Source organism: Lutibacter sp. Hel_I_33_5, from assembly GCF_007827455.1.
Classification (GTDB): domain Bacteria; phylum Bacteroidota; class Bacteroidia; order Flavobacteriales; family Flavobacteriaceae; genus Polaribacter.
In genome coordinates, this window is sequence record NZ_VISM01000001.1 from 381,327 (window position 1) to 406,747 (window position 25,421).

A 25,421-nucleotide genomic window follows, 5' to 3' on the forward strand; every position below is an offset into this window, starting at 1 on the left:
TATTTGAATACCAAAACACCCAAATCATAATGATTTGGGTGTTTTTATTTTATAAATTTTATAAAAACAATAAATCCTGAATTTCTTCAGGATTTATATATTTTTTAAATAAATATTTACTTATTCGTTATGCATAAAACTTTGCTTTCCTAAAAGTTCTTCTTCAGTTTCAACATTATCGTCATCAGGCACACAACAATCTACTGGACAAACTGCCGCACATTGTGGTTCATCATGAAAACCTTTACATTCTGTACATTTATCAGGTACTATATAATAGATTTCGTCAGAAACAGGTTCTTGATCTTCATCTGCGTTTACTCCCTTACCACTTGGTAAAACTACATCTCCGTTTAGGTCTGTTCCGTCTGCATATTTCCAATCGTCTGCACCTTCATAGATGGCTGTATTAGGGCATTCTGGTTCGCAAGCCCCACAGTTTATACATTCATCCGTAATAATAATTGCCATAGTTTTTCTCTTTGAGTTTATGTAACTTTGCGGTTGCAAAAATAAAGCCAAAATAATTGTCAACCAAAATAAATGAGTAGAATAGAAGAAAGAATTGACGCATTTACCAAATTAGGAATTTTTATCAGTCAATTTTCACAAAATGATAGTCAAAAAGCTAATGACGTTTTATTTAATGATATTTTCTTTGATGGCTTTAAGCATCAACTAAAATTAGCTCAAGAAAACAATTCTTGGTTTACAAAAGACAACATTTCTCTTTCACTCAAAAATTGGTCAAAATCACTAATAACCAGCAATTTAGAACAATGGACTTTAAATGAAAATTTTCAGAACGATTCTAAAACTGTTGCTATTGTTATGGCTGGGAATATTCCATTAGTTGGTTTTCATGATTTTTTGTCAGTGCTAATTTCAGGTCATTCTGTGCTAGTAAAACAATCTTCTAACGATAAACACATACTTCCTTTTTTAGCAAAATATTTAGAGCATGTTCATGAAGATTTTAAAGGAAAAATCACTTTTACAGAAGGAAAACTAGAAAATTTTGATGCAGTTATAGCTACAGGAAGCAATAATACCGCTAGATATTTCGAATATTATTTTAAAAATAAACCTAGTATTATTAGAAAAAGTAGGAATTCGGTAGCAGTAATTAAAGGTGATGAAACTTTAGAAGATTTTCAAAGTTTAAGCGATGATATTTTTACTTATTTTGGTTTAGGATGTAGGTCAGTTTCTAAATTGTATGTTCCTAAAGACTATAATTTCGAAACCTTTTTTAACGGAATGTATGGCAAAAAAGACCACATCACTAATGCAAAATATGCTAATAATTACGATTATAACAAAGCGGTTTATTTAATGAGCGAGTTCGATTTATTAGAAAACGGGTTCTTAATGATTAAAGAAGATGAAAGTTACTCCTCTCCTATTGCAACCATTTTCTATGAGTATTATGATAATTTAAACGACTTAAAAAATAAATTATCAGAAGATAAAGATAAAATTCAATGTATTGTTTCTAAGGGATTTGTAGAAAAAGAAGTTAGTTTCGGTCAAACACAAAACCCTCAATTATGGGACTATGCAGATGACGTGAATACTTTAGACTTTTTATCAAAAATATAATTAAAAATAGTATCAAAAAAGAATTAAAAATTTTAGATATTTGTTAGCTTAACACAACTACACAATGAAAAAACACAATTTTAGCGCAGGTCCATGTATTTTACCCGAAGAAGTACTACAAAAAGCTTCTGAAGCCGTATTGAATTTTAACAATGATGATTTATCATTAATCGAAATTTCGCACAGAAGTAAACCTTTTGTAGATGTTATGGAAAACGCTAGAAGTTTGGTTTTAGAATTATTAGGCTTAGAAAACCAGGGCTATAAAGTTTTATTTTTACAAGGTGGCGCAAGTACTCAGTTTTTAATGACTGCATATAATTTATTGAATAAAAAAGCAGCTTATTTAAATACAGGAACTTGGTCTAGTAAAGCAATCAAAGAAGCAAAACTATTTGGAGAAATGGTAGAAGTAGCTTCTTCAAAAGATAAAAACTTTAACTATATTCCTAAAGGATTTTCAATTCCAACTGATGTTGATTTTTTCCATACAACCAGTAATAATACTATTTTCGGGACACAAATTAAAGAGTTTCCAATGTTTGATGGTGTAAATGTTTGTGACATGAGTTCAGATATTTTTTCTCGTCAATTAGATTTTTCTAAGTTCGATTTAATCTATGCAGGTGCACAAAAAAATATGGGACCTGCAGGGGCAACATTAGTAGTAATAAAAGAAGATATTTTAGGAAATGTAGAACGAGAAATTCCTTCTATGTTAGATTATAAAATACATTTAGGAAAAGACAGTATGTTTAATACACCAGCTGTTTTTCCTGTTTATGTTTCTATGTTAACCTTAGAATGGTTAAAAGATTTAGGTGGAATTCCGTTTATTGAAAAAGTAAATCAGCAAAAAGCAGATTTATTATATAATGAAATTGATAGAAATCCTCTATTCACAGGTTTTGCTGCGAAAGAAGATAGAAGTAACATGAACGCAACGTTTAATTTAACGGATGATTCATTAAAAAGTACTTTTGAAACGCTTTGGAATGATGCACGAATTAATGGTTTAAACGGACATAGAAGTGTTGGTGGCTATAGAGCAAGTATGTATAATGCTTTGCCATTACACAGTGTACAAACGTTAGTGGATGCAATGCAAGAATTAGAAAGAAAAGCGTAATAATTATGAAAGTACTAGCAAACGACGGAATATCACAAAGTGGAGTTGACGCTTTAGAAAAAGGTGGATTTGAAGTAATTACTACAAAAGTTGCTCAAAATCAACTTGAAAATTACATCAATGAAAATAACATCGATGCAATTTTAGTAAGATCGGCTACACAGGTTAGACAAGAATTAATAGATGCTTGTCCGAGTATAAAACTAATTGGTCGTGGTGGCGTAGGTATGGATAATATTGATGTTCAGTATGCTAGAGATAATGGATTACATGTTATCAATACACCAGCCGCATCTTCTAGTTCTGTTGCAGAATTAGTATTTGCGCACTTATTCGGAATGTCACGTTTTTTACATCAATCTAATAGAGAAATGCCTTTAGAAGGAGATTCTCGATTTAAAGAATTGAAAAAAGCCTATGCTGGCGGAACTGAATTACGTGGTAAAACTATTGGTATAATAGGTTTTGGTAGAATTGGACAAGAAGTTGCAAAAATTGCGATTGGTTTAGGAATGGAGGTAATTGCTACTGATGCTTTTATGGAAAGTGCCACTATAGAATTATCTTTTTATAACAATACAAAAGCATCTTTTTCAATTGAAACACAACCATTAGCAACGCTTTTAAAAGATTCAGATTTTATTACATTACATGTACCTGCACAAGATGATTATGTTATTGGAAAAACTCAATTCGAAGCCATGAAAAATGGTGTAGGCGTTGTAAACGCTGCTCGTGGTGGTGTGTTGGATGAAATAGCATTGATAAATGCTATTGAAGAAGGAAAAGTTCATTTTGCTGCCTTAGACGTTTTTGAAAAAGAACCAACGCCAGAAATGCAGTTATTAATGAATCCTGACCTGTCTTTAACACCACATATTGGTGCAGCAACTAAAGAAGCTCAAGATAGAATTGGAACTGAATTAGCGAGTCAGATTATTTCTTTATTAAAGGAATAATTAACGATTTTTTGTTGTTAAAAAAACTAATTACTTACAACTAAATCCTAAAAACTAGTCAATGGCCATCGTAAAACCTTTTAAAGCAGTACGAGCTACAAGAGATAAAGTAGCTTTAGTGTCTTCAAAATCTTATGAAGCTTATACACCTGCTGAATTGGGTGCTAAACTAGATTTTAATCCGTTTACGTTTTTACATGTCATTAATCCTGGGTATAAATACCATCAAGAAGTATCTGGAGAGCAACGTTTTCAATTAGTTCATAACCGATTTTTAGAATTTAAAGAGAATGGTATTTTTTTACAAGACGAAAAAGAATCCTTCTATATTTATGAGAAAAAAGATGGTAAAAATAGCTATTGCGGAATTATTGCCGGAAGTTCAGTAGATGACTATGAAAATGACATCATTAAAAAACATGAAGGTACTATTGAAAAAAGAGAAATCCTTTTTGAAAACTACTTAAAAACTACTGGGTTTAACGCAGAACCTGTGCTCCTAACTTATCCTGATAATGATTCGCTAGAAACAATTATCAAAAACTATAAAGAAACGGTACGCCCTGAATATGAGTTTTCTACAACCGATAAAAAACTACATAAATTTTGGGTAATTACTGAAACCGATTTGCTTGATGAAATTAAAGATGCCTTTAAAACCATTGACTCAATTTATATTGCCGATGGACATCATAGATCAGCTTCTTCCTATTTATTAGCAAAAAATTTACGCAAAGAGAACCCAAATCATACAGGAAAAGAAGCCTATAATTATTTTATGACCTATTTAATTCCTGAAAGTCATTTACAAATTTCTGAGTTCAATCGATTTGTAAAAGATTTAAATGGATTGACTGTAGATGATTTTTTAATGAAATTAGACGCATCATTTAGAATAGAAAATCATGGTGCACACTATTATTACCCTTCAAAAAAGAATCATTTTAGCATGTATTTAGAAGGTACATTTTATTCGTTATATTTAAGAAGGTCTCTGTATAAATTTACGGATGCATTAAGTAAATTGGATGCAGAAATATTATTTAGAACAATCTTAAAACCTATTTTAGGTATTGATAACCTGAATAATAACAATAGAATTGGATATTCACATACTAAAAAAGATGTATTATCTGTTAAAACAAAAGTAGATGATGGTACATACAAAGTTGGATTTGGATTATTACCTATTTCTGTAAATGAAATGAAAGAAGTTGCTGACAACAATTTAAAAATGCCTCCAAAAACCACGTATATTGAACCAAAACTAAGAAGTGGATTAACAATGTACGAATTTTAGTACAACCTCTGAAAAGTCAATTTTAACCTATGATTACAAGAAACTTAACAGAAATAAAAGCAACCTTACCCGAACATGTAACCTTAGTAGCGGTTTCTAAAACCAAACCTATTGTTGATATTCAAGAAGCTTATGATGCTGGTCAACGAGTATTTGGAGAAAATAAAATTCAGGAAATGGTTGCTAAATATGATGCTTTACCTAAAGATATCAATTGGCATATGATTGGTCATTTACAACGTAACAAAGTAAAGTATATGGCACATTTTGTCGATTTAATTCATGGAGTTGATAGTTTTAAAACCTTGAAAGAAATCAATAAGCAAGCAAAAAAACATAATAGAGTTATTAATTGTTTACTGCAAGCTAGAATTGCACAAGAAGAAACAAAATTCGGATTAACTTTTAACGATATAAATCAAATAATTACTTCAGAAGAATTGTCTGAATTAGAGAACATTTCTATTGTTGGCTTAATGGGAATGGCAACATTCACGGATGATAAGCATCAATTACAAGAAGAATTTTCATCATTAAAAAACTTTTTTGACACGCTAAAAACTCAAAATTCAAAACTTAAAATTTTAAGCATGGGAATGAGTGGAGATTACCCCTTAGCCATTGAAAATGGGAGTACTATGGTTAGAGTTGGAAGTTCAATTTTTGGTCATCGTAATTATATTGCCTAAATTGCACGTCAAAGAAGAAGAAAGGTGTACGCTATATTAGACATTGAAACTACTGGCGGTAAGTTTAATGAAGAAGGAATTACTGAGATTGCCATCTACAAATACGACGGAACAACCGTTATAGATCAATTTATTTCACTTGTAAACCCCGAAAAAGAAATACAAGAATTTGTTGTTAAACTAACAGGTATTAACAATAAAATGCTTCGTAATGCACCAAAGTTTTTTGAAGTTGCCAAACGTATTATAGAAATAACCCAAGATTGTACGTTGGTAGCGCATAATACAGATTTTGATTACCGTATTTTAAGAACAGAATTTAGACGCTTAGGCTATGATTTTCTTAGAAATACTATTTGCACGGTAGAACTGAGTAAGCAATTAATCCCAGATCAACCTACTTATAAATTAGGTAAATTAGCAAAAGCATTAGGAATTCCAATGACAGATAGACATAGAGCTTCTGGTGATGCTTTGGCAACAGTGCAATTATTTAAAATGCTTTTAGATAAAAATGTAGATAAATCTATTATTGAAGCAGCTGTTAAATATCACGATAACAGAAATCAGATTGAAAAAGAGCAAAAGATTTTAAATTCGATTCCAGAAAACATGGGCGTTTTTTATGTGCATAGAAGTGATGGAACTGTTATTTATATAGGACGAGGAAGTAACATGAAGTCTGAAGTTAACAAACTATTTCTAAAAAGTTCTAATAGAGCTAAAAAAATACAAAGTAGAGTTTCTAAAGTATCTTTTGAAGAAACTGGAAATGTTCTTTTTACCCGTTTAAAGTTTTACACCGAATTAGATGTTTTAAAGCCTAAATATAATTTACAAAGAGCAAAAAAAATTAACCATAAAGATTTTGGTAACGATAATATGATTGTGCTAGAAAATGGACGTAAAACTGGTGAAAACGGCGTTATATTAGTAGAAAACAATGAAATTTTTGGGTATGGATATACAAATTTAGCACATCAAGAAAATCAATTAGAAGTATTAAAAAATATTGTTACTCCTTTTGAAAACAAAGCATTAGCTAAAAATATTGTAGCGAATTATCTTCAGAAAAATGCTGCAAAAAAAATCATCAGATTTTAACTTCCTTTACGCAGTTATTTCAATGCTAAAAAAATAATTTGTAGTATTGCTATAGAAAACTATTATTTGTGAGTTCAGAACAAAAAAAATCAAGTTTTAGACATCGATTACACGAAATAATTTACGAAGCAGACACCAATGCAGGTAAAGTATTTGACGTAGTTTTATTAGCCGCAATTCTTGCTAGTGTACTTTTTGTTATGCTAGAAAGCGTTGAAAGTTTTGATACTAAATATCATACGTTTCTAAATATTGCGGAATGGATCATTACCATCTTATTTACTATAGAATATATTTTACGCCTTATAGCGATTAAAAAACCATGGAAATATGTTTTTAGTTTCTACGGTATTATAGATTTACTTTCTACACTCCCAAAATACTTATCACTTATTTTTGTTGGCACGCATCATTTGGCAGCCTTAAGAGCATTACGTCTATTACGCGTTTTTAGAATTTTAAAACTAGCACGGTATATTGGAGCTTCAAACAGATTATTAGTTGCACTTAGAGCCAGTAGAGCAAAAATTGCAGTTTTCTTATTTTTCATCGTTATTTTATGCATCATTTTAGGAACAGTAATGTATATGGTAGAAGGCGAAGAAAACGGATTTACAAGTATTCCTAGAAGTGTATATTGGGCAATTGTTACTATGACCACCGTTGGTTACGGAGATATTGCTCCTCATACCCCACTTGGTCAATTAATTGCCAGTGTGATTATGATTTTAGGATACGGAATAATAGCTATTCCTACAGGAATTGTAAGCTCGGAAATGACGAAGACTGTGTTGGATGTTAATACGCAGGCTTGTCCTAGTTGTTTAAAAGAAAACCATAAAGACAATGCAGAATTTTGCTATAACTGTGGAAGTATTTTAAACGAAGAATAAGTGAATTATAAAAATACATTCATTACTATTGTTGGCCCTACTGCTATTGGTAAAACAGCTTTAAGCATTCAATTAGCCAATCATTTTTCTTGTGATATTATTTCTTGCGATTCCCGTCAATTTTATAAAGAAATGAGCATTGGTACAGCTGTACCCAATGCTGAAGAATTGGCAGCAGCAAAGCATCATTTTATACAAAACAGAAGTATTTTTGAGGAATATAATGTAGGACAGTTTGAAAAAGATGCGCTGCAAAAACTAGACGAATTATTTACTGAAAATTCGGTACAAATTATGGTTGGTGGAAGTGGATTGTATGTAGATGCTGTTTTAAAAGGATTAGATTATTTTCCTGAAGTAGCTCCAGCTATCAGAGAACAACTGAATGTCGAATTAGCAGAAAACGGAATAGCATCCCTTCAAAACAAATTAAAAGAACTAGATATTGAAAGCTATAAAACCTTGGCAATTGATAATCCACATCGATTAATAAGAGCTTTAGAGATTTGTATTGGTACAGGTAACACGTATTCATCCTATAAAAACAAACCCAAAGCACCTAGAAATTTTAATGCTATAAAAATTGGATTAACTGCCGATAGAGAAATTTTGTACAACAGAATTAATCAACGTGTAGATATCATGATGAACAATGGTTTGTTGGAAGAAGCAAAAAAATTACATCAGCATAAAACTTTAAACGCTCTACAAACTGTGGGATACAGAGAGTTATTCTCTTATTTTGATGGTAATTTTACCAAAGAATTTGCCATTGAAGAAATTAAGAAAAACACGCGTCGTTTTGCAAAACGACAAGGTACTTGGTTTAGAAAAGATACGGCTATTACTTGGTTTGATTATCAAGAAGAAATAGCACCAATTATAGAAACTATTACTACAAAACTTTAACTTTTTTTATGAAACTAAAGTTTTCATAACTCATTCGCTTTTATATATTTGCGCAAATTCCCGCTTTCGCGAGAATGATAACAATAAAATCAAATTATTTAATTATTTTTTATGAAATCAAAATTACTTATTGCTATTACAATTTTATTTACAAGTATTTCTTTTGCACAAACTAAAGTTGGAACGGTTGACTTAGATTATATTATTGGATTAATGCCAGAAATGAAAAAAGTAATCTCAAATACACAAGCTTATGGTGTAAAATTAGATTCTACTTTTCAAGTAAAATTAAAAGAATATCAAGTTAAGTTAGAAGAATACAAAAAAATGTCTGACTTATTGAAAAAAGTGAATACTAAAGAAATTGCGGGTTTAGAGCAAGATTTACAAAAATATAGACAGAACGGAAATCAATTGATACAATTAAAAAGAGATGAGTTCATGCGTCCTTTATATGGTAAAGTTGGCGGTGTTATCAGTGAAATTTCTAAAGCAAATGGATATACACAAGTACTTACCATTAAAGGAAACGAGTTTGCTTATATTGATGAAAAATTTGATATTACGCAGTTAGTTTTAGACAAATTAGGTTTAAAACCTGCAGCTAAAAAGAACTAAAAAAGTGTACATATAATTTATAAAACCTCGCAACTAGCGAGGTTTTTTTGTTTTAAGAAATAAGCTGATTTTTTTTTCACAAAACGATAACTTCATTAACTCCGAATATAAATCATTAAAACGATACATATTCGTACAAGTTAACAAACCTTATAAAAACTCCCTTACCTCCTACTATAATTAGGTGCTTCTTTGGTAATGGCAACATCATGTGGGTGACTTTCGTTAATTCCACTTGTAGTAATTCTAACAAATTTACCCGTTTCTTTTAGTGTTGCTACATCTTTAGCACCACAATAACCCATACCAGCACGTAAACCTCCTACAAATTGGTGTATGCTTTCAAACAACTCCCCCTTATATGGCACACGGCCTACAATACCTTCTGGTACTAATTTTTTAATATCGTCTTCTACATCTTGGAAGTAACGGTCTTTAGAGCCTTGTTTCATAGCTTCTACAGAACCCATCCCTCTATAAGACTTAAACTTACGCCCTTCGTAAATAATAGTTTCTCCAGGACTTTCTTTAGTTCCCGCTAATAAAGAACCTAGCATTACACAATCTGCCCCAGCCGCGATAGCTTTTGGGATATCACCTGTATAACGAATTCCACCATCTGCAATTACCGGAATTCCGCTTCCTTTGATAGCTGCGGCTACTTCTAATACCGCAGAAAATTGAGGAAATCCTACACCTGCAACCACTCTTGTTGTACAAATAGAACCTGGGCCAATACCCACTTTTACTGCATCTGCTCCTGCTTCAACTAAATATTTAGCTGCTTCTGCAGTTGCAATATTACCAACAACAACATCTAAATCTGGAAATTTAGCTTTTACACTTTTTAAGGCTGCGACTACAGATTTTGTATGTCCGTGAGCCGTATCTATAATTACTGCATCTACACCAGATTTTACCAAGGCTGCTGCCCTATCTACAACATCAGGAGTAACTCCTAATGCCGCTGCAACTCGTAATCTACCGTAAGTATCTTTATTGGCAATGGGTTTTTGAGTAACTTTTGTAATATCTCTAAAGGTGATTAATCCTTTTAAGACAAAAGCATCATCAACAATTAATAATTTTTCAATTTTATTTTTCTGAAGAATTTTCTCCGCATCTTTTAACGAAGTTCCAACAGCAGCTGTTACCAAGTTTTCACTGGTCATAACTTCAATAATTGGACGTTTGTTATCATGCTCAAAACGCAAATCTCTGTTGGTGACAATCCCTTTTAGCACACCATTTTTATTAACAACCGGAATTCCGCCAATACTATGTTCTTTCATGTGCTGTTTTGCATCCAAAACAATAGCCGTTAAAGGCAATGTTACTGGATCTAGAATCATTCCACTTTCTGCACGCTTTACTTTTCTAACTTCTTTTGCTTGCTGCGCAATAGACATGTTTTTATGCAACACACCAATACCACCTTCTCTAGCCATAGCAATAGCCATGTCTGCTTCTGTAACCGTATCCATAGCTGCAGATACAATGGGTACATTAATGCTAATATTTTTAGTAAATTTTGTTTGAATACTTACGTCTCTTGGAAGTACTTCTGAAAAGGCTGGAACCAACAAAACATCGTCGTATGTTAATCCTTCTCCTAAAATTTTATCGTTGTGTGCTATCATGATGCAATCAATTGAAAGTTGCTAGAAATTAATTGCATGCAAATTTACAATTAAAATCCCTAACTTTACTTTAAATTAAATTTTATTTATGGAAACCTACGCAAACGCTTTATTATATGCTATCCCTTATTTTTCAGTTTTAGTATTAATTGAAGTAGCCTATGGTTATTTTGTTAAAAATCAAACTTATACTGCTTTAGATACCATTGCTAGTTTAAGTTCTGGTGTTACCAATTCCATTAAAGATTCTTTAGGATTGGTCGTAATTTTAATTTCTTATCCTTTTTTGGTTGATAAAATTGCATTGCTAACTATTGAATCTACTTGGCTAGTTTATGTCATTGCTTTTATTGCGATAGATTTTGCTGGGTATTGGAGTCATCGTTTAAACCACCATGTTAATTATTTTTGGAATTTACACGTAATTCATCATAGTAGCGAAGAATTTAATTTAGCTTGCGCATTAAGACAATCAATTTCTAACTTCTTTGGGTATATTGCTTTATTCTTACTACCTGCTGCACTTTTAGGAGTTCCTTATAAAGTAATAGGTTTATTGCTACCCATTCATTTATTTGCGCAATTTTGGTATCACACCAAACATATTGGTAAATTAGGATTTTTAGAATACATTATTGTAACACCTTCACAACACAGAGTACATCATGCGATTAACGATATTTATTTAGATAAAAACTTATCACCTATTTTTTGTGTTTGGGATCGTATTTTTGGCACCTTTCAAGAAGAATTAGACGAAGTTCCTGTGGTTTTTGGAGTACTTAAACCTGCAAGAACATGGAATCCTATATTAATTAATTTTCAGCATTTATGGCAGTTGATAAAAGATGCATGGAGAACAAATAATTGGATAGATAAACTTAGAATTTGGTTTATGCCAACTGGCTGGAGACCAAGTGATGTAATAGATAAATATCCTGTAAAAATTATTGAAGATCCGTATGGATATGAAAAATACACTTCTAACCCATCAAAAGCACTTATATTCACTTCTTATATTCACTTTATAATTACACAAGCCTTATTATTGTTTATGTTTTATAATTACGTACATATTGGTGCGAGTAATCTTTTGATCTACGGGTTCCTTCTTTTCTTAGGAGTGTATTCATTTACTTCTTTAATGGATTATAGCAAGCATTCGTTAATATTTGAATTATTAAGAACAGTATTAGGAGTTTACATTATTTATACCACTGCAGATTGGTTTGGTCTAAATGAATACCTCTCTATTGGGAGTACATTAATAATAGGATATTTCCTTGTTAGTTTAGTAGCAAGTATTTACTTTTTGTATTTCGAAAAGAGAACTATTGAAAAAGAGCTTGCAGTTGGATAGCCTTATTTTTTAGAGAAGAGTTGTTTTAAGATAATTAACACACTTGCTGTATAAGTAAGTGTCATTAATATTCCAGAAAACATAATTACGTATTTTAACCAGGTATGCCCTAACCACATGATATAAATTCCACCAAAAGTTAAGATAATAGAAGCGAAAGGCTCTATCATTAAAAACTTTTTAAGTCCCATATTTATTGATGTTGTTGATAAAATTAAGGCAAGAATAAAAAAAATAACCGATAAAGACAATACATGATTATGAAACAGCGTCATCATTTCTGATTTGTTTCTTTTAAACTTCATGATAGCTGCATTTTCATCTGCTTCGTTTCCTAAATAACGTTCTTCTATTCCTCTAGGATTAGATTCTGTGTTATGATCTACAAAGGAAATACTTGAATAAAAACCGATACTTAGGGTAATAATAAAAACACTAATAAGTAATTTTATTTCTTTTGGAAATTGATGAATTGCTCCACTAACTTGCATCAAAAACTTTATTATCTATTAATATTCTTAGATTCTGTAAAAAAGAATTTACAGCAATAGTCATAGAATTTGCAGAAATAGTAGCTCCAGAAATGGCCATGATATCATTACCATATTGTAAGGTATCATTAGATTTTTTACCGATAAATTGCTTTAACCAACGTCTACTACCAATTTCGCCACCATAATCTTCTCGGTATTTTAAGACCTTCGATTTTTTTATGATTAAGTTGGTATCTAATAAAATTAGGTAATCAAATTCGTCAGTTTTACTTGGGGCTTTATCAATAAAAGCATAGCCAATTAAAACGTCTGAACTTACTATTTTATATAAATTATGATTGTTGATTTTTTTAGACAATTTTAAATTGACACTATCTTCAATAGAAATAGTTTCGATTGTAAAATTTTCTACGATAAAGGTTTTCTTAATTTCTTTTTTTACTTTTTTCTCAATTTTACTCGGTAAAGAAAACGATAGGAATACTAAACTAGTTAGTACAAGTAAAAAAGAAAAAAATCGTTTTAAAATCATACAGCAAAATTAATTAGATTTAATCTAAATAAAAAGAAAAATCGTGATAAATTAATATTTATCACGATTTATTATATCAAATAATACCTTAAAATTTAGAACCAAACACCGAATCCTAAGTTAAATTGTTTGGTAACAGCATTACCAACAACTGCATTGTTTTTTAATTGATAATCTGCTTTAAACGCTGCTCCTGGAGCTACTTTATACGTTAACCCGAATGTCCATTCGTTTCTATCATATGATAAATTTTGAGCAACCCCATCAGTAGAAGCATGTGTATTAAAATCTTCATATCTTACAAATCCGAATAATTGTTGTTTCTTATTCATTGGTAATAAATTATAAGCTGTTTCTACATAAAAACCTTGTAATTTACTTCCCAAATCAGAACCGTAATAGGCGTTATATTCTTTACTATCTGCAATATTTGCAGTAATAAATTGACCTCTAGCAGTAAAACGTTGATACGCATAACGAGCATCTAATCCAATCATTGCCACACCAACATCAGAACCTGCAATATCTTCAATCGCTTTCTCTGATTGTGTTCTACCAAAATAACCTGATAATCCTAAACGTAATCCTGGTAACCCATAGTAATCTAATTTACCAGCAAAGTTGATATTGTTCATCGTAGATTCTGCTCCTTTTTGACGTCCGTTACGTAAACCGTTACTTCCACCTAAAAACTTACCATTATTATTAGAAGTAAATCCGTTAAACATATACGCTTGATAACGTAAAGATGCATCATCAAATTTACCAGAAAGTCCTAATCCAATTTCTCTCCAAGTAGTAGGAACAATGGCTTTATCCATACTTGGTCTTTCAACACCATTAAAAGTTGTAGGCTCATGATATTCGTTAATTATCCCCATTGGCACTAACATTAAACCAGCTCTTACATTTGTATTATCAGTAATACTATATTGTAAAAAAGCTTGCTCAACATACACTTCTTTTACGTGTTCAAACTCTAATTCTGTTATAAACTGTGTTCGGTCGTTGAATTTATAACCAAATAACATCACTACTCTATGCACATCTAACAATGCATTTTGTCCAGAAACACTATTATAATGAGCTTCTGCATAACCACCAACTGTTAATCCTTTCTGATTAATGTTTGATGATAAAAGACGTTGTGCTGCGTTTACTTGATTTTGTGGATTGATATTGATACTATCTTTCTGCGTATTCTGAGCAGAAATTGATAACGATACACTTACTGTTAAAAAGAATAAAAACTTCTTCATTATTACCTTACTTTTATTTAGATTAATTATAAATAGATGATTAAATATTCTGCAAATATAATATCCAAAATAACATTTGCAAACATTATTTAGAATTATTTTAAATAAAAAAGAAAAAGTTCTATAACTAACTGAAAAAGAATAAAATAAGTTACAAAGATTTTAAATAAGACACTACAGCCTTTCTAATATCATAAGAAATCTCTGTTGATTTAGGTTGATAAATTGAGAATACTTCTTTGTTTTTAGCGTTTAAAAAAGGAATGTCAAAACCTTTTAAAAGGTAGTCAGAAAAAGCAACAGTATATACTTTATCTATATTAATTGGCTGATGATTCACCAACCAGGTATCACCCTGTAAAACAGCATTATAACGCTGTAAATAGGCACCAGTACCTGCAGCTTTTTTTCCATAATCTAATACTCTTTTTAATAAACGACCTTTAATTTCCACTTTTAAAATTCCGCCACCATAAGGCAATACTCTAAAAATATCTACTGCATTAATATCGCCTTCTAAAACATCGTCTATTCTAATAGAACCTCCATTCACTAAAGCACAGTCTACTTTATCATTAAAACCAAAACTCATCGCTTTGGTAATAATTGCTCCCATATTTGTTTGTATACTTCTTATTGGTGTGTCTCTTGCTTCTAAAGGAACTTTTGTGTTATAAATTACTTCATCTGGTTTTGCAACAATGTCTTTAATTTTTGCTTTTAAAATTTGCTGCCATTTAGTAACGATTGCTCCTACTCTAGCATCTGTTTTAATAGTATTATTTATTTCTTTTAATTCTGATGTTACAATCGCCTTACCAGTTTTTTTATCGAACGAAATTCTATGAATATATACTGTTTTTGCATTGGCGTCCGCTTTAGAAATCTGAACATTCCCAACAAAATTATTACTATTTGTATGTTCATGTCCGCCCATAATTAAAGGTAAATCAGGAATTAATTTTGCAATTCTTTTATCGTTCACAATTTTAACGTGCGTTAAACCAAAAACAACATCAACCTTATCTTTTATAGCATTGTAAGAAGTTCTTGCCTTTACAAACATATTGCCATATTCTACATATTCTTTTGGGTTTGAAGGAATACAAACACTGATAAAGCCTACTTTTATTTTAGTTCCATCTGCGTCAGTGAATTCTTTGATAAACGTTTCTCCAACTGAAGTTTTTACACCATTTTTTTCTTTATAAAACGGAATAGAATTACCACTTTCTTTTAATTTTACATTGGCAGAAATCCATTCGAAATTACTTTCATTTAAGCGTTTTTGTAAATCTTTTTTTGGAACATCAAACTCATGATTTCCGAAGGCTACTACATCAAAATTCATAGCATTCATTACTTCTACCATTTGTTTTCCACGTACTCGTTCTCCATCAACTTTTATGGTACCTAATAAAGACGGATTCAAGAAATCACCAGCCATTACTAGCATTGTATTCGGATTTTCTTTTACTAAATCTTGATGTACAGTTTCTACTCTTGCCATTCCACCAAACATTCCTCCTTGGATGGGCGCAATTTCATATACATCATTTAATTGTAAAAAAGTGAAGTCTATTTTTCCATCATCTTTTACTACTTGTTTTGTTGTAGCACATGAAAAAATGATAGCAATAAATAAGAAATATATAAGTGATTTTTTTAAATTCATTTTCAACTAAAATTATAAATACCTTTAGATTGCGCTTTTTGTCATTCCTGCGAAAGCAGGAATCTATTTTTTTATTCTCTGGACTCCTGCCTTTGCAGGAATGACATATACTTTAAATTTTCACAAACAGCCTATCGCATACCGCCTACCTCCTACTGCCTATTGCCTATTGCCTATTACCTATTACCTATTGTCTAAACCCTCAAACAAAAACCTCTAAAGCTTTATTATAAGCACTTTCAAAACTCATCGGTTTAATATTAGTTTCTACATTTTCTGTAGTAAAATAAGAGACTAATTTTTCAGTTGGCATATTACCTGTTAATTCATCTTTTGCCATTGGACAACCACCGTAGCCTTTTATTGCTCCATCAAAACGATTACAACCAGCTTTAAAAGCTGCATTTACTTTTTGGTGCCATGTATCTGGTGTTGTATGTAAATGTGCACCAAACTCAATTTCTGAGTATTGCGGAATTAAATTAGAAAACAAGTAATCAATTACTTCTGGCGTCGAACTTCCAATTGTATCAGAAAGCGATACTATTTTTACACCCATTTTAGATAGTTTTTCTGTCCATTTACCAACAATATCAACATTCCAAGGATCTCCATACGGATTCCCAAATCCCATTGATAAATAGGTAACTACTTGTTTATTTGTTTTGCCTGCAATGTTTAAAATTTCGTCTAACGTTTCTATAGATTCAGCAATGGTTTTATGCGTATTACGCATTTGAAAATTCTCTGAAATTGAAAACGGATATCCTAAATAATCGATTTCTTCAAACTGTGAAGCATCGTTTGCACCTCTAACATTAGCAATAATTGCTAATAATTTACTGCTAGTTTTAGACAAGTCTAATTGTGATAAAACAGCGGCTGTATCTCGCATTTGTGGAATCGCTTTAGGAGAAACAAAAGAACCAAAATCAATCGTATCAAAACCTACTTTTAGTAAAGAATTGATATACAATGCCTTTTTTTCTGTTGGAATAAAGTGAGACTTTATTCCTTGCATTGCATCACGTGGACATTCTATGATTTTGACTTTTTTCATTGAAATCAAATATAGATAAAGTAACGTAGTTCTAAAATTATTTAAGTCGATTATTGCTCTCTTTTATTTAATTTCGTTCTATTGAAATGAATAAATCAAAATTAACATTACCAATAATTGTTATTTCACAGTTCTTTTGCACTTCATTATGGTTTGCAGGAAATGGAGTCATGTCTAATCTTGTTACTTCTTTTAACTTAAATGATAATGCTTTAGGATTATTAACTTCTTCAGTTCAATTCGGGTTTATTTTTGGCACATTATTATTTGCTTTATTTACCATTGTTGATCGTTTTTCTCCCTCAAAAGTATTTTTTCTTAGCGCTGTTTTAGGAGCTCTATTTAATATTGGATTCATTTTTGAAAATCAAACTTTATATAGTTTAATCAGTTTACGATTTTTAACAGGGTTTTTCTTAGCGGGGGTTTATCCTGTAGGAATGAAAATAGCTACCGATTATTTTAAAAAAGGACTTGGAAAATCATTAGGATACTTAGTTGGTGCTTTAGTTTTAGGAACTTCCCTACCTCATCTGCTTAAAGATATTTTGATTAATTTTTCTTGGAAAAGTGTATTAATTACAACGTCTTCTTTAGCTTTTACAGGAGGTTTATTAATGTTAGTCTTTGTTAAGAATGGTTCCTATAGAAAAAAGAGTACTGCCTTAGATCTATCAATTTGTTTTAAAGTTTTTAAGAATGTTGATTTTAGAAAAGCTGCTTTTGGATATTTTGGACATATGTGGGAGTTATATGCCTTTTGGACATTTGTTCCTATATTATTTATGAAGTTTCAAAAATTAAATACTACTGTAGAGTATAATATCTCTATCCTTTCTTTTTTTGTAATTGCAATTGGTGGAATATCGTGCGTTTTTGGAGGATACATTTCTGAAAAATTAGGGGTTAAAAAAACGGCAACTAGCTTTTTATTCTTATCCTTTGTATGCTGTATAATTTCTCCTTTAATATTTCAACAAAATAATGAATATATTTTCATGTGTTTTATGCTTTTTTGGGGAATGGTTATCATTGCAGATTCACCATTGTTTTCTACACTGGTAGCAAAAAATGCACCACTAAAAGATAAAGGAACCGCATTGACAATTGTTAACTGTATCGGGTTTTCTATAACAATTGTTAGTATTCAGATTCTGAGTAATTTAATAGATCTAACAAACTCTAATTCAGTTTTCTTACTATTAGGTATTGGGCCGCTTTTTGGATTAATCAGCCTTAGAAAAAAATCAAATTAAAATAAATACTGCAATGGCTAGAAAGACAATAATTTGAGTCCATTTAAGATACAATCCAATATTTTTATTTTGCTGAATACTTTCTGATATTGTTCCTGCTAGAATTGCTATTAAAGAAAAAATAATGAATGACACCAACATAAAAAGCAATCCTAAAACATAAAATTGTATTACCGTTGATAGCGAATCACTAAACAAAAATCCTGGAAAAAAAGCCAAAAAGAAAATAGTTACTTTAGGATTTAAAACATTCATAATAAACCCTTGCTTAAATAATTGAGAAGTTGATTTCTTCTCAACATTATCATTAAATAAAACTATGGCAGCATCAGCTTTATAAAGCTTGAATGCTAAATACAATAAATACATTGCTCCCAATACTTTAATTACAAAAAAAATAGTCTCTGATTCTTTTATAATGGCAGAAACTCCAAAAGCTAACAACGTAGTATGGACTAAACACCCAGAAATTAAGCCAAAAACAGTCGCTAATCCATACTTTTTACCATTTACAATACTTTGTGTTAAAACAAAAATATTATCTGGCCCAGGTGAAATAGCTAATGCACTTGTAGCAAGAACGAAAGAAAATAAAATTTCAAAATTCATATTAAAATACAAACTACAATTTATCAATTAGAAAAGTAAGACCAATTGAAAGAATACACGTAAGATAAAGTTGTTAAATAGCTTTTAAAATTGCCTTATTAATTCGTTTTACTAAACGAGGACCTTCATAAATAAAGCCTGTATAAATTTGTACTAAATCTGCACCAGCCTTAATTTTTTCTAAAGCATCCTGTTCAGAATGAATTCCTCCCACACCAATAATTGGAAAAGCTTTGTTGGAGTTATCTGCTAAATATTTAATTACCCTTGTACTTCTTTCTTTAATCGGTTGCCCGCTTACACCACCATTTCCAATTGCTTTTAAACGACTTTCTGATACTTTTAAATTATTTCTATTAATTGATGTATTAGAAGTAATAACACCATCTATTTTAGTCTCAGCGACTAGTTGAATAATTTCATCTAGCTGAGTATCATTTAAATCTGGAGCTATTTTTAATAAAATTGGTTTTTGTTTTTCTTGTTGATTATTTACTTTTTGAACTTCAGTAATCAGTTCTTTTAAATATCCAACGTCTTCTAATTTTGCATGACTAGAAACATTTGGGCAACTCACATTTAGTACAAAATAATCTACATACGGGTGTAATCCATTAAAGCATGTTAAATAATCTTCGGTGTAGTTTTCGGATAAAGTATTGGTGTTTTTACCAATATTTCCACCTATAATTAATTTTCCTTTATTCTTTTTTAGTTGGTCAATTGCAGCTTCTAATCCTTCATTATTAAAACCCATTCTATTAATAATACCTTGATCATCTTTTAGACGAAATAATCTTTTCTTTGGATTTCCAACTTGACCTTTTGGAGTAACCGTACCAATTTCAATAAAACCAAAGCCAAAATTTGCAAGTTCATTATACAGGACGGCGTTTTTATCAAATCCTGCTGCTAACCCTACTGGATTTTTAAAGGTTAACCCAAATAAATTTCTTTCTAAATTTTTATCGTTAACTTGATATAAACTTCTAAAAATTGAAGGTAATAAAGGAATTTTAGATAAAAACTTTACCAGTCCAAAAGTAAAATGATGTATTTTCTCTGGATCGAAAAGGAAAAATATTGGTCTTATAATTATTTTATACATTATTTAGATTTATACCAATTTTCATACGCTTTAGATTTTATAAAATTAGGATAATTATTAGCTATATTTAAGGTTATATCTTCTTTATTAGTTTTAAAATCATTATTTAAAACATCTAATATTTCAATAGCCTTTTCATGGTTATGCTGCTCTAAATAAATCATCAATTTACTTTCATAAGCATCTATAAATTTTGGAAAATCTTTATTCACAGTAGTAAACATTTCTAATGCTTCTTTAATTTTTTTCTGATAAATAAAAGTATTACCTCTAATAAAATTAAGCAATTTATCTCCTTTTACATATCTATCAAGAATATCTATATTTTGAAAAGCTTTATTAAACTGTTTATTTATTATATAACCATCTATAGATATTAAAGGTAGACTTTTGTCTTTAGGAAAACTCTTTTTATAATCTTCAATACTCTCTATATATAACTTTTCAGAGATATTTGATGAAGCATTAATATTTATTATTTTAAAAGATTTTAATTTTTTAGAAGCATTACTAATGCTATTATACTTATTTAATGCTTTTTTAAAGTTTTGTTTTAAAATTAAAGACCTGACTTCTTTTAACTTTTCTAAATCCTTTATAAAAGTAATTTCATCTAAATTTTTATTATCAAATATAACCTTGTTTAGCATTCTCTTATACATCCTCTTATAAGAATCACTCAAAAATTCACCACTTAAATAAATATAAGTATCTATTATTTTAGGCTTACCATTTACAACTTTAATTAAATGGTCATGATAATTTATTCCATTATTATATAATCTAAATATTAAATGATAATTATTATTTTCATCTAAATACACATTAATGAAATCATAATAAGCTCCATTACTTTTTTCTGAAATAATCATTTCTCCAAAGCTAAACTGCCTAGAAAAACTTTTAAAATACCCACTATTGAATTGAAGTATTCTTTTTTTACTTGATTTTTGTAAAAAACGATTCGCTAAAGCTCTTTCATCATAAAGCTTATTAATACCAAAAATATCATCGCTATCTAGAGCTTTTTCTAAAGCATAACCCAAACGTTCAACATCACTTATGTTTGCAGTTTCTATTACCTGTGATTTAATATTTTTTTTACACGAAATAAAACATAAAATAAAAAGCAACAATAATTTTCTTAACATAACTCTATCTTAAAACAGCATCCAAATTCTTTTCGAATGTTTGCTGTAATTTTTGCATTATTTTATCTATTTGTTTATCTGCTAAGGTTTTGCTTTCATCTTGTAACACAAAACTTACTGCATATGATTTTTTACCTTCTGGTAATTTATCACCTTCATACACATCAAATAAATCTACTTCTTTTAATAAGTTTTTTTCAGATTGAAATGCTAGATTATAAATTTCTTTAAACTCAACTTTATCATCTAACAATAGTGCTAAATCACGTTTTACAGCTGGGAACTTTGGCATGTCAGAAACTTTTAAATTTTTCTTACCTGTTAATTTTAAAATATTCTCCCAATTAAAATCAGCATATAAAACCTCTTGTTTTATAGAAAACTCTTTTAAAATTGATTGCTTAACAGTTCCAAAATCAACTAATTTTATTTTACCTAAACCAAAGGAAATACCTTCAGAGAAAATATCTGATTTTACTGGTGTTGTTTTTAATTTATGCACTCCTAGCCTACTTAACAAAGTAGTAATAATACCTTTTACATAAAAGAAATCTGAAATTCTAGAAGCAGCATTCCAACCATCTTTTGTTCTGTTTCCAGTTACAAAAAGTGTTAGATGTTTATCTTCTTGGTATTTATCTTGAAATTTATGATATGTTTTACCGAATTCGTAAAACTTTAAGGTGTTATTTTTTCTATTAATATTATAAGAAACACTTTCTAAGCCACTAAATAATAGTGATTGACGCATCACTTTTAAATCGCTACTTAACGGATTAAGCATTTCCACATTATGCTCTAGTTGTAAGTTTTCTGTTAAATTAACGTAGTCTTCTTTGGTTAAAGAATTTGCCATAGTTTCATTAAATCCTAAAGCACTTAATTGGTTGGCAACAATATTTTCTATCTTAGTCTCATTAGTAGTATCAAATGAAATTGAGGTGTTTAATTTGTGTGAAAACTCCACATTATTATAGCCATATACTCTTAGAATCTCTTCTATAATATCTGCTTCTCTTTGTACATCAACTCGATACGAAGGTATTGTTAATCCTAAACCTCCTTCAGTTTCACTGCTTATTTTTATTTCTAAAGAGGCTAATATTTTCTTAATAGTTTCTTTAGGAATTTCTTGACCAATTAATCGATACGCATTTTCATAAGAAAGAAACACTTGAAAGTCTTCCATCTTTTCTGGATAGACATCTAAAATATCTGATGCCATTTTTCCGCCTGCATATTCTTCAATTAATAAAGCTGCACGTTTTAGAGCATATTCTGTTGTATTAATATCAATTCCTCTTTCGAAACGAAAAGAAGCATCTGTGTTTAACGCATGTCTTTTTGCAGTCTTACGAATTGATACTGGATTAAAATAAGCCGCTTCTAAAAATATGGCATTTGTGTTTTCTGTAACACCCGATTTTAATCCACCAAAAACACCACCAATACAAAGTGGATTATCTTCTGCATCACAAATCATAATGTCTTCTGATGATAATTCTCTTTCAACTTCATCTAACGTGATGAATTTTGTGCCTTCTTTTAAGTTTTTTACAACTACTTTATTCCCTTTTATCTTTGCAGTATCAAACGCATGAAGCGGTTGTCCTAATTCATGTAATACATAATTAGTGATGTCTACAATATTATTTTTGGGTGTTAAACCAATGGCTTTTAATCTATTTTGAATCCATTCTGGTGAATCTTTTACTTCAACATCAGAAATTGTAATTCCGCAATAACGAGGTACCAAATCTTTATCTTCTACATCAACATCTATTCTTAAAGTACGTTCATCTACATGAAAATCTGACACAGATGGTGAAATTAATTCAAGATTAATATCGTTTTGCATTAAACCAGCTCGTAAATCTCTTGCAACTCCATAATGACTCATAGAATCTGCTCTATTGGGTGTTAACCCAATTTCAAATACTTGATCTGATTGTACATTATAAACAGTTGCTAAAGGTGTACCAACTTCTATTGTATCTTCTAAAACTAGAATTCCGTCATAAGATTTCCCTAAACCTAATTCGTCTTCGGCACAAATCATTCCATGACTTTCTTCTCCTCTAATTTTTCCTTTCTTTATTTTAAATCCTGCGCCTTTATCATCATACAACATTGTACCAATAGTAGCTACAGGCACTTTTTGTCCAGCAGCAACATTTGGTGCTCCACACACAATTTGTAGTGGTTCACCTGTTCCTAAATCGACTTTAGTAATTTTTAAACGATCAGCATTTGGATGTTGAATACATTCTAAAACTTCGCCAACAATAACACCTTGTAGACTCCCTTTAATTGTTTCTTTGGTTTCTATACCTTCTACTTCTAATCCTAAATCTGTAAGTAATTCACCTGTTTTAGAGGCTTCCCAGTCTAATTGTAAAAATTGTTGCAACCAGGTATATGATATTTTCATTTGCTACTGTTGAAGTTTCAGTGAGCAAATTTACAAATTTTTATAATTTATAAACTGATTTGTTTAGTGAATTTAATTATGAATTAAGGATAAGAAAATAATTATGGAGGCTATTTTTATTAATTTCAATTTTTTACTTAAATAAACTAAACCAACAACAATTTATTAACAACCTCACTCCCCATTTCTTCATTAATCATTTTTACAATTTTTTCTTTACCATAGCTTAATTCTTCTCTAAGAACAGAAGAAGATAATTTTATCACCAATGTTTTATTTTGTAGTTGAATACCGGTAGTATAAGACACAACACCCTGCCCCATTAGCTTTGCCCAAACTTCTTCTATCTTCAGTTTTTGCATGCCTTTAGAGAGGTTATTATCTTTTATAAAAGACCCCATTAAATCTTTAATCGAAAAACTATCGTTTTCTCTTTTACTCATTTTTTTTCTTGTCTCTTGTCTCTTGTCTCTTGTCTCTTGTCTCTTGTCTCTTGTCTCTAATAACTACAACTTAAAAATCTTAAACTCCTTCTTTCCTTGTTTTAATACATTTTCAGTTCGTTCAGAATGTGTGTCTGTAATAAATATCTGTCCGAATTCGTCATTATTTACTAAAGTAATAATTTGCGCTACACGTTGTTCGTCCAATTTATCAAAAATATCATCTAACAACAAAATTGGTAATACATTAGATTGTTGTTTGATAAACTCGAATTGTGCTAATTTTAACGCAATTAAATACGATTTCTGCTGACCTTGAGAACCAAACTTCTTAATAGCATGTTCATCAATTTGAAAACTTAAATCGTCTTTGTGAATTCCGCATGTTGTGTATTGTAATATTTTATCTTTTTCTAAACTTTTCTTAAGTAAATCAGATAAATCACTTGTATGTAACTGACTTTTATATACTAAATTAACTTGTTCTTTATCTTCCGATATTATTTGATACTTTTCATTAAATATCGGTATAAAGCCTTCTAAAAAAGCAGTTCTTTTAGTATAAATTTTAGTTCCTAAATTATGTAACTGCTCGTCGTAAACGCTTAAGTTTAACGCATCAAAAGTTCTATTAGCTGCAAAATACTTTAATAATGCATTTCTTTGAGAAAGCACTTTATTATAACTAATTAAATCTTGTAAGTAGCTTTTATCTTGTTGTGAGATAACGCCGTCTATAAATTTTCTTCTTGTATCGCTTCCTTCTACCACCAAATCTCTATCCGCAGGTGAAATAATAACTAAAGGAAATAATCCTATATGATCAGAAAACTTTTCGTATGCCTTATCATTTCTCTTTAAAATCTTCTTCTGCCCTCTTTTTAAACTACACACAATTTTTTCTACACGATCGTTTAAATTGTATGCGCCTTCAATCATAAAAAAGTTTTCATGATGTTTTATGTTTTGTACAGCAACAGGGTTAAAATAACTTTTTGCAAAAGACAAATAATAAATAGCGTCTAAAACATTGGTTTTACCAACACCATTATTGCCTACGAAACAATTTATTTTCTGTTGAAAATCAAATGTTTGCGAAGAAATATTCTTAAAATTCACCAAAGAAATTTTTTCCAAATACATAGTTATCCTTAAGATATACAAACCTATTGTAAAATATTGATTTTTTTTACTAAATAT

At 30.1% G+C, this 25,421-nt stretch carries 24 protein-coding genes; 11 read left to right on the plus strand and 13 right to left on the minus strand.

The annotated features are described in order from the left end of the window. Positions 1-120: 120 nt before the first annotated feature. A complete protein-coding gene (locus OD91_RS01660; protein ID WP_144894668.1) occupies positions 121-471 on the minus strand; it encodes a 4Fe-4S dicluster domain-containing protein in 351 nt (116 codons plus the stop codon). A gap of 72 nt (positions 472-543) precedes the next feature. Between OD91_RS01660 and OD91_RS01665 the strand changes: the two genes are divergently transcribed. The 9 genes from OD91_RS01665 (at position 544) to OD91_RS01705 (ending at position 9,203) form a co-directional block, all read left to right on the plus strand. After that, the gene (locus OD91_RS01665) at positions 544-1,602 is read left to right on the plus strand and encodes an acyl-CoA reductase (protein ID WP_144894669.1); all 1,059 of its coding nucleotides are present in this window, start codon (positions 544-546) and stop codon (positions 1,600-1,602) included. A gap of 64 nt (positions 1,603-1,666) precedes the next feature. Continuing rightward, positions 1,667-2,731 carry a 3-phosphoserine/phosphohydroxythreonine transaminase gene (gene serC, locus OD91_RS01670; protein ID WP_144894670.1) on the plus strand — a complete coding sequence of 355 codons (1,065 nt, stop codon included), beginning with the start codon at positions 1,667-1,669 and terminating at the stop codon, positions 2,729-2,731. A gap of 5 nt (positions 2,732-2,736) precedes the next feature. Next, positions 2,737-3,690, plus strand: a complete 954-nt coding sequence (locus tag OD91_RS01675) for a D-2-hydroxyacid dehydrogenase (protein ID WP_144894671.1) — start codon at positions 2,737-2,739, stop codon at positions 3,688-3,690. A gap of 61 nt (positions 3,691-3,751) precedes the next feature. Then, positions 3,752-4,990: a DUF1015 domain-containing protein gene (locus OD91_RS01680; RefSeq protein WP_144894672.1), complete on the plus strand. Its 1,239-nt coding sequence runs from the start codon at positions 3,752-3,754 to the stop codon at positions 4,988-4,990. A gap of 29 nt (positions 4,991-5,019) precedes the next feature. Further along, positions 5,020-5,679: a YggS family pyridoxal phosphate-dependent enzyme gene (locus OD91_RS01685; protein ID WP_144894673.1), complete on the plus strand. Its 660-nt coding sequence runs from the start codon at positions 5,020-5,022 to the stop codon at positions 5,677-5,679. Further along, a complete protein-coding gene (locus OD91_RS01690; RefSeq protein ID WP_144894674.1) occupies positions 5,680-6,783 on the plus strand; it encodes an exonuclease domain-containing protein in 1,104 nt (367 codons plus the stop codon). A gap of 68 nt (positions 6,784-6,851) precedes the next feature. Further along, positions 6,852-7,676: an ion transporter gene (locus tag OD91_RS01695; RefSeq protein ID WP_144894675.1), complete on the plus strand. Its 825-nt coding sequence runs from the start codon at positions 6,852-6,854 to the stop codon at positions 7,674-7,676. Beyond that, positions 7,677-8,585 (plus strand): tRNA (adenosine(37)-N6)-dimethylallyltransferase MiaA, encoded by a 909-nt coding sequence (miaA, locus tag OD91_RS01700; protein ID WP_144894676.1) that lies wholly within the window; start codon positions 7,677-7,679, stop codon positions 8,583-8,585. Positions 8,586-8,696: 111 nt separating this feature from the next. Then, positions 8,697-9,203 carry an OmpH family outer membrane protein gene (locus OD91_RS01705; RefSeq protein WP_144894677.1) on the plus strand — a complete coding sequence of 169 codons (507 nt, stop codon included), beginning with the start codon at positions 8,697-8,699 and terminating at the stop codon, positions 9,201-9,203. Between the two features lie 164 nt (positions 9,204-9,367). On the opposite strand, the gene guaB is transcribed toward OD91_RS01705, so the two are convergent. Beyond that, positions 9,368-10,843, minus strand: a complete 1,476-nt coding sequence (gene guaB, locus OD91_RS01710) for an IMP dehydrogenase (RefSeq protein WP_144894678.1) — start codon at positions 10,841-10,843, stop codon at positions 9,368-9,370. A gap of 88 nt (positions 10,844-10,931) precedes the next feature. Between guaB and OD91_RS01715 the strand changes: the two genes are divergently transcribed. After that, positions 10,932-12,203 carry a sterol desaturase family protein gene (locus tag OD91_RS01715; RefSeq protein ID WP_144894679.1) on the plus strand — a complete coding sequence of 424 codons (1,272 nt, stop codon included), beginning with the start codon at positions 10,932-10,934 and terminating at the stop codon, positions 12,201-12,203. 2 nt (positions 12,204-12,205) lie between these two features. Here OD91_RS01715 and OD91_RS01720 read toward each other — a convergent pair whose 3' ends face one another. From OD91_RS01720 to OD91_RS01740, 5 genes are all read right to left on the minus strand, one after another. Next, positions 12,206-12,694 (minus strand): hypothetical protein, encoded by a 489-nt coding sequence (locus OD91_RS01720; protein WP_144894680.1) that lies wholly within the window; start codon positions 12,692-12,694, stop codon positions 12,206-12,208. After that, positions 12,684-13,229 (minus strand): FMN-binding protein, encoded by a 546-nt coding sequence (locus tag OD91_RS01725; protein WP_144894681.1) that lies wholly within the window; start codon positions 13,227-13,229, stop codon positions 12,684-12,686. Before OD91_RS01725 ends, OD91_RS01720 begins: the two co-directional genes overlap by 11 nt. A 95-nt stretch (positions 13,230-13,324) precedes the next feature. Further along, complete coding sequence (locus tag OD91_RS01730; RefSeq protein WP_144894682.1) at positions 13,325-14,488, minus strand: porin; 1,164 nt, start codon at positions 14,486-14,488, stop codon at positions 13,325-13,327. Between the two features lie 151 nt (positions 14,489-14,639). After that, positions 14,640-16,163 carry a bifunctional UDP-sugar hydrolase/5'-nucleotidase gene (locus OD91_RS01735; protein ID WP_144894683.1) on the minus strand — a complete coding sequence of 508 codons (1,524 nt, stop codon included), beginning with the start codon at positions 16,161-16,163 and terminating at the stop codon, positions 14,640-14,642. 202 nt (positions 16,164-16,365) lie between these two features. Continuing rightward, positions 16,366-17,223 carry a hydroxymethylglutaryl-CoA lyase gene (locus OD91_RS01740; RefSeq protein WP_144894684.1) on the minus strand — a complete coding sequence of 286 codons (858 nt, stop codon included), beginning with the start codon at positions 17,221-17,223 and terminating at the stop codon, positions 16,366-16,368. Between the two features lie 86 nt (positions 17,224-17,309). Here OD91_RS01740 and OD91_RS01745 point away from each other — a divergent pair, with 86 nt between their 5' ends. Next, the gene (locus tag OD91_RS01745; RefSeq protein ID WP_144894685.1) at positions 17,310-18,479 is read left to right on the plus strand and encodes a nitrate/nitrite transporter; all 1,170 of its coding nucleotides are present in this window, start codon (positions 17,310-17,312) and stop codon (positions 18,477-18,479) included. Here the strand turns inward: OD91_RS01745 and OD91_RS01750 are convergent. The 6 genes from OD91_RS01750 to OD91_RS01775 all read right to left on the minus strand — a co-directional run bounded on the left by OD91_RS01750 (position 18,471) and on the right by OD91_RS01775 (position 25,364). Further along, on the minus strand, positions 18,471-19,088 hold the full coding sequence (locus tag OD91_RS01750; RefSeq protein ID WP_144894686.1) for a LysE family translocator: 618 nt from the start codon (positions 19,086-19,088) through the stop codon (positions 18,471-18,473). The two genes, OD91_RS01745 and OD91_RS01750, sit on opposite strands and share 9 nt — an antisense overlap. A 73-nt stretch (positions 19,089-19,161) precedes the next feature. Next, complete coding sequence (locus OD91_RS01755; protein WP_144894687.1) at positions 19,162-20,196, minus strand: quinone-dependent dihydroorotate dehydrogenase; 1,035 nt, start codon at positions 20,194-20,196, stop codon at positions 19,162-19,164. After that, a complete protein-coding gene (locus OD91_RS01760) occupies positions 20,196-21,347 on the minus strand; it encodes a lipopolysaccharide assembly protein LapB (protein WP_144894688.1) in 1,152 nt (383 codons plus the stop codon). Before OD91_RS01760 ends, OD91_RS01755 begins: the two co-directional genes overlap by 1 nt. A 4-nt stretch (positions 21,348-21,351) precedes the next feature. Continuing rightward, positions 21,352-23,778 (minus strand): phenylalanine--tRNA ligase subunit beta, encoded by a 2,427-nt coding sequence (gene pheT / locus OD91_RS01765; RefSeq protein ID WP_144894689.1) that lies wholly within the window; start codon positions 23,776-23,778, stop codon positions 21,352-21,354. Positions 23,779-23,924: 146 nt separating this feature from the next. Further along, complete coding sequence (locus OD91_RS01770) at positions 23,925-24,221, minus strand: DUF721 domain-containing protein (protein WP_144894690.1); 297 nt, start codon at positions 24,219-24,221, stop codon at positions 23,925-23,927. Positions 24,222-24,284: 63 nt separating this feature from the next. Then, positions 24,285-25,364, minus strand: a complete 1,080-nt coding sequence (locus OD91_RS01775; RefSeq protein ID WP_144894691.1) for a DNA replication/repair protein RecF — start codon at positions 25,362-25,364, stop codon at positions 24,285-24,287. Between the last annotated feature and the right edge of the window lie 57 nt (positions 25,365-25,421).

Excerpts from the sequence above, each read along its gene's own strand:
- OD91_RS01735 (WP_144894683.1), bottom strand. The coding sequence starts at position 16,163 with ATGAATTTAAAAAAATCACTTATATATTTCTTATTTATTGCTATCATT.
- serC (WP_144894670.1), top strand. The coding sequence starts at position 1,667 with ATGAAAAAACACAATTTTAGCGCAGGTCCATGTATTTTACCCGAAGAA.
- OD91_RS01760 (WP_144894688.1), bottom strand. The coding sequence starts at position 21,347 with ATGTTAAGAAAATTATTGTTGCTTTTTATTTTATGTTTTATTTCGTGT.
- OD91_RS01740 (WP_144894684.1), bottom strand. The coding sequence starts at position 17,223 with ATGAAAAAAGTCAAAATCATAGAATGTCCACGTGATGCAATGCAAGGA.
- OD91_RS01680 (WP_144894672.1), top strand. The coding sequence starts at position 3,752 with ATGGCCATCGTAAAACCTTTTAAAGCAGTACGAGCTACAAGAGATAAA.
- OD91_RS01755 (WP_144894687.1), bottom strand. The coding sequence starts at position 20,196 with ATGTATAAAATAATTATAAGACCAATATTTTTCCTTTTCGATCCAGAG.
- pheT (WP_144894689.1), bottom strand. The coding sequence starts at position 23,778 with ATGAAAATATCATATACCTGGTTGCAACAATTTTTACAATTAGACTGG.
- OD91_RS01770 (WP_144894690.1), bottom strand. The coding sequence starts at position 24,221 with ATGAGTAAAAGAGAAAACGATAGTTTTTCGATTAAAGATTTAATGGGG.
- OD91_RS01685 (WP_144894673.1), top strand. The coding sequence starts at position 5,020 with ATGATTACAAGAAACTTAACAGAAATAAAAGCAACCTTACCCGAACAT.
- guaB (WP_144894678.1), bottom strand. The coding sequence starts at position 10,843 with ATGATAGCACACAACGATAAAATTTTAGGAGAAGGATTAACATACGAC.
- OD91_RS01745 (WP_144894685.1), top strand. The coding sequence starts at position 17,310 with ATGAATAAATCAAAATTAACATTACCAATAATTGTTATTTCACAGTTC.
- OD91_RS01675 (WP_144894671.1), top strand. The coding sequence starts at position 2,737 with ATGAAAGTACTAGCAAACGACGGAATATCACAAAGTGGAGTTGACGCT.
- OD91_RS01720 (WP_144894680.1), bottom strand. The coding sequence starts at position 12,694 with ATGCAAGTTAGTGGAGCAATTCATCAATTTCCAAAAGAAATAAAATTA.
- OD91_RS01750 (WP_144894686.1), bottom strand. The coding sequence starts at position 19,088 with ATGAATTTTGAAATTTTATTTTCTTTCGTTCTTGCTACAAGTGCATTA.
- OD91_RS01665 (WP_144894669.1), top strand. The coding sequence starts at position 544 with ATGAGTAGAATAGAAGAAAGAATTGACGCATTTACCAAATTAGGAATT.
- OD91_RS01725 (WP_144894681.1), bottom strand. The coding sequence starts at position 13,229 with ATGATTTTAAAACGATTTTTTTCTTTTTTACTTGTACTAACTAGTTTA.
- OD91_RS01660 (WP_144894668.1), bottom strand. The coding sequence starts at position 471 with ATGGCAATTATTATTACGGATGAATGTATAAACTGTGGGGCTTGCGAA.
- OD91_RS01775 (WP_144894691.1), bottom strand. The coding sequence starts at position 25,364 with ATGTATTTGGAAAAAATTTCTTTGGTGAATTTTAAGAATATTTCTTCG.
- OD91_RS01705 (WP_144894677.1), top strand. The coding sequence starts at position 8,697 with ATGAAATCAAAATTACTTATTGCTATTACAATTTTATTTACAAGTATT.
- OD91_RS01715 (WP_144894679.1), top strand. The coding sequence starts at position 10,932 with ATGGAAACCTACGCAAACGCTTTATTATATGCTATCCCTTATTTTTCA.
- OD91_RS01730 (WP_144894682.1), bottom strand. The coding sequence starts at position 14,488 with ATGAAGAAGTTTTTATTCTTTTTAACAGTAAGTGTATCGTTATCAATT.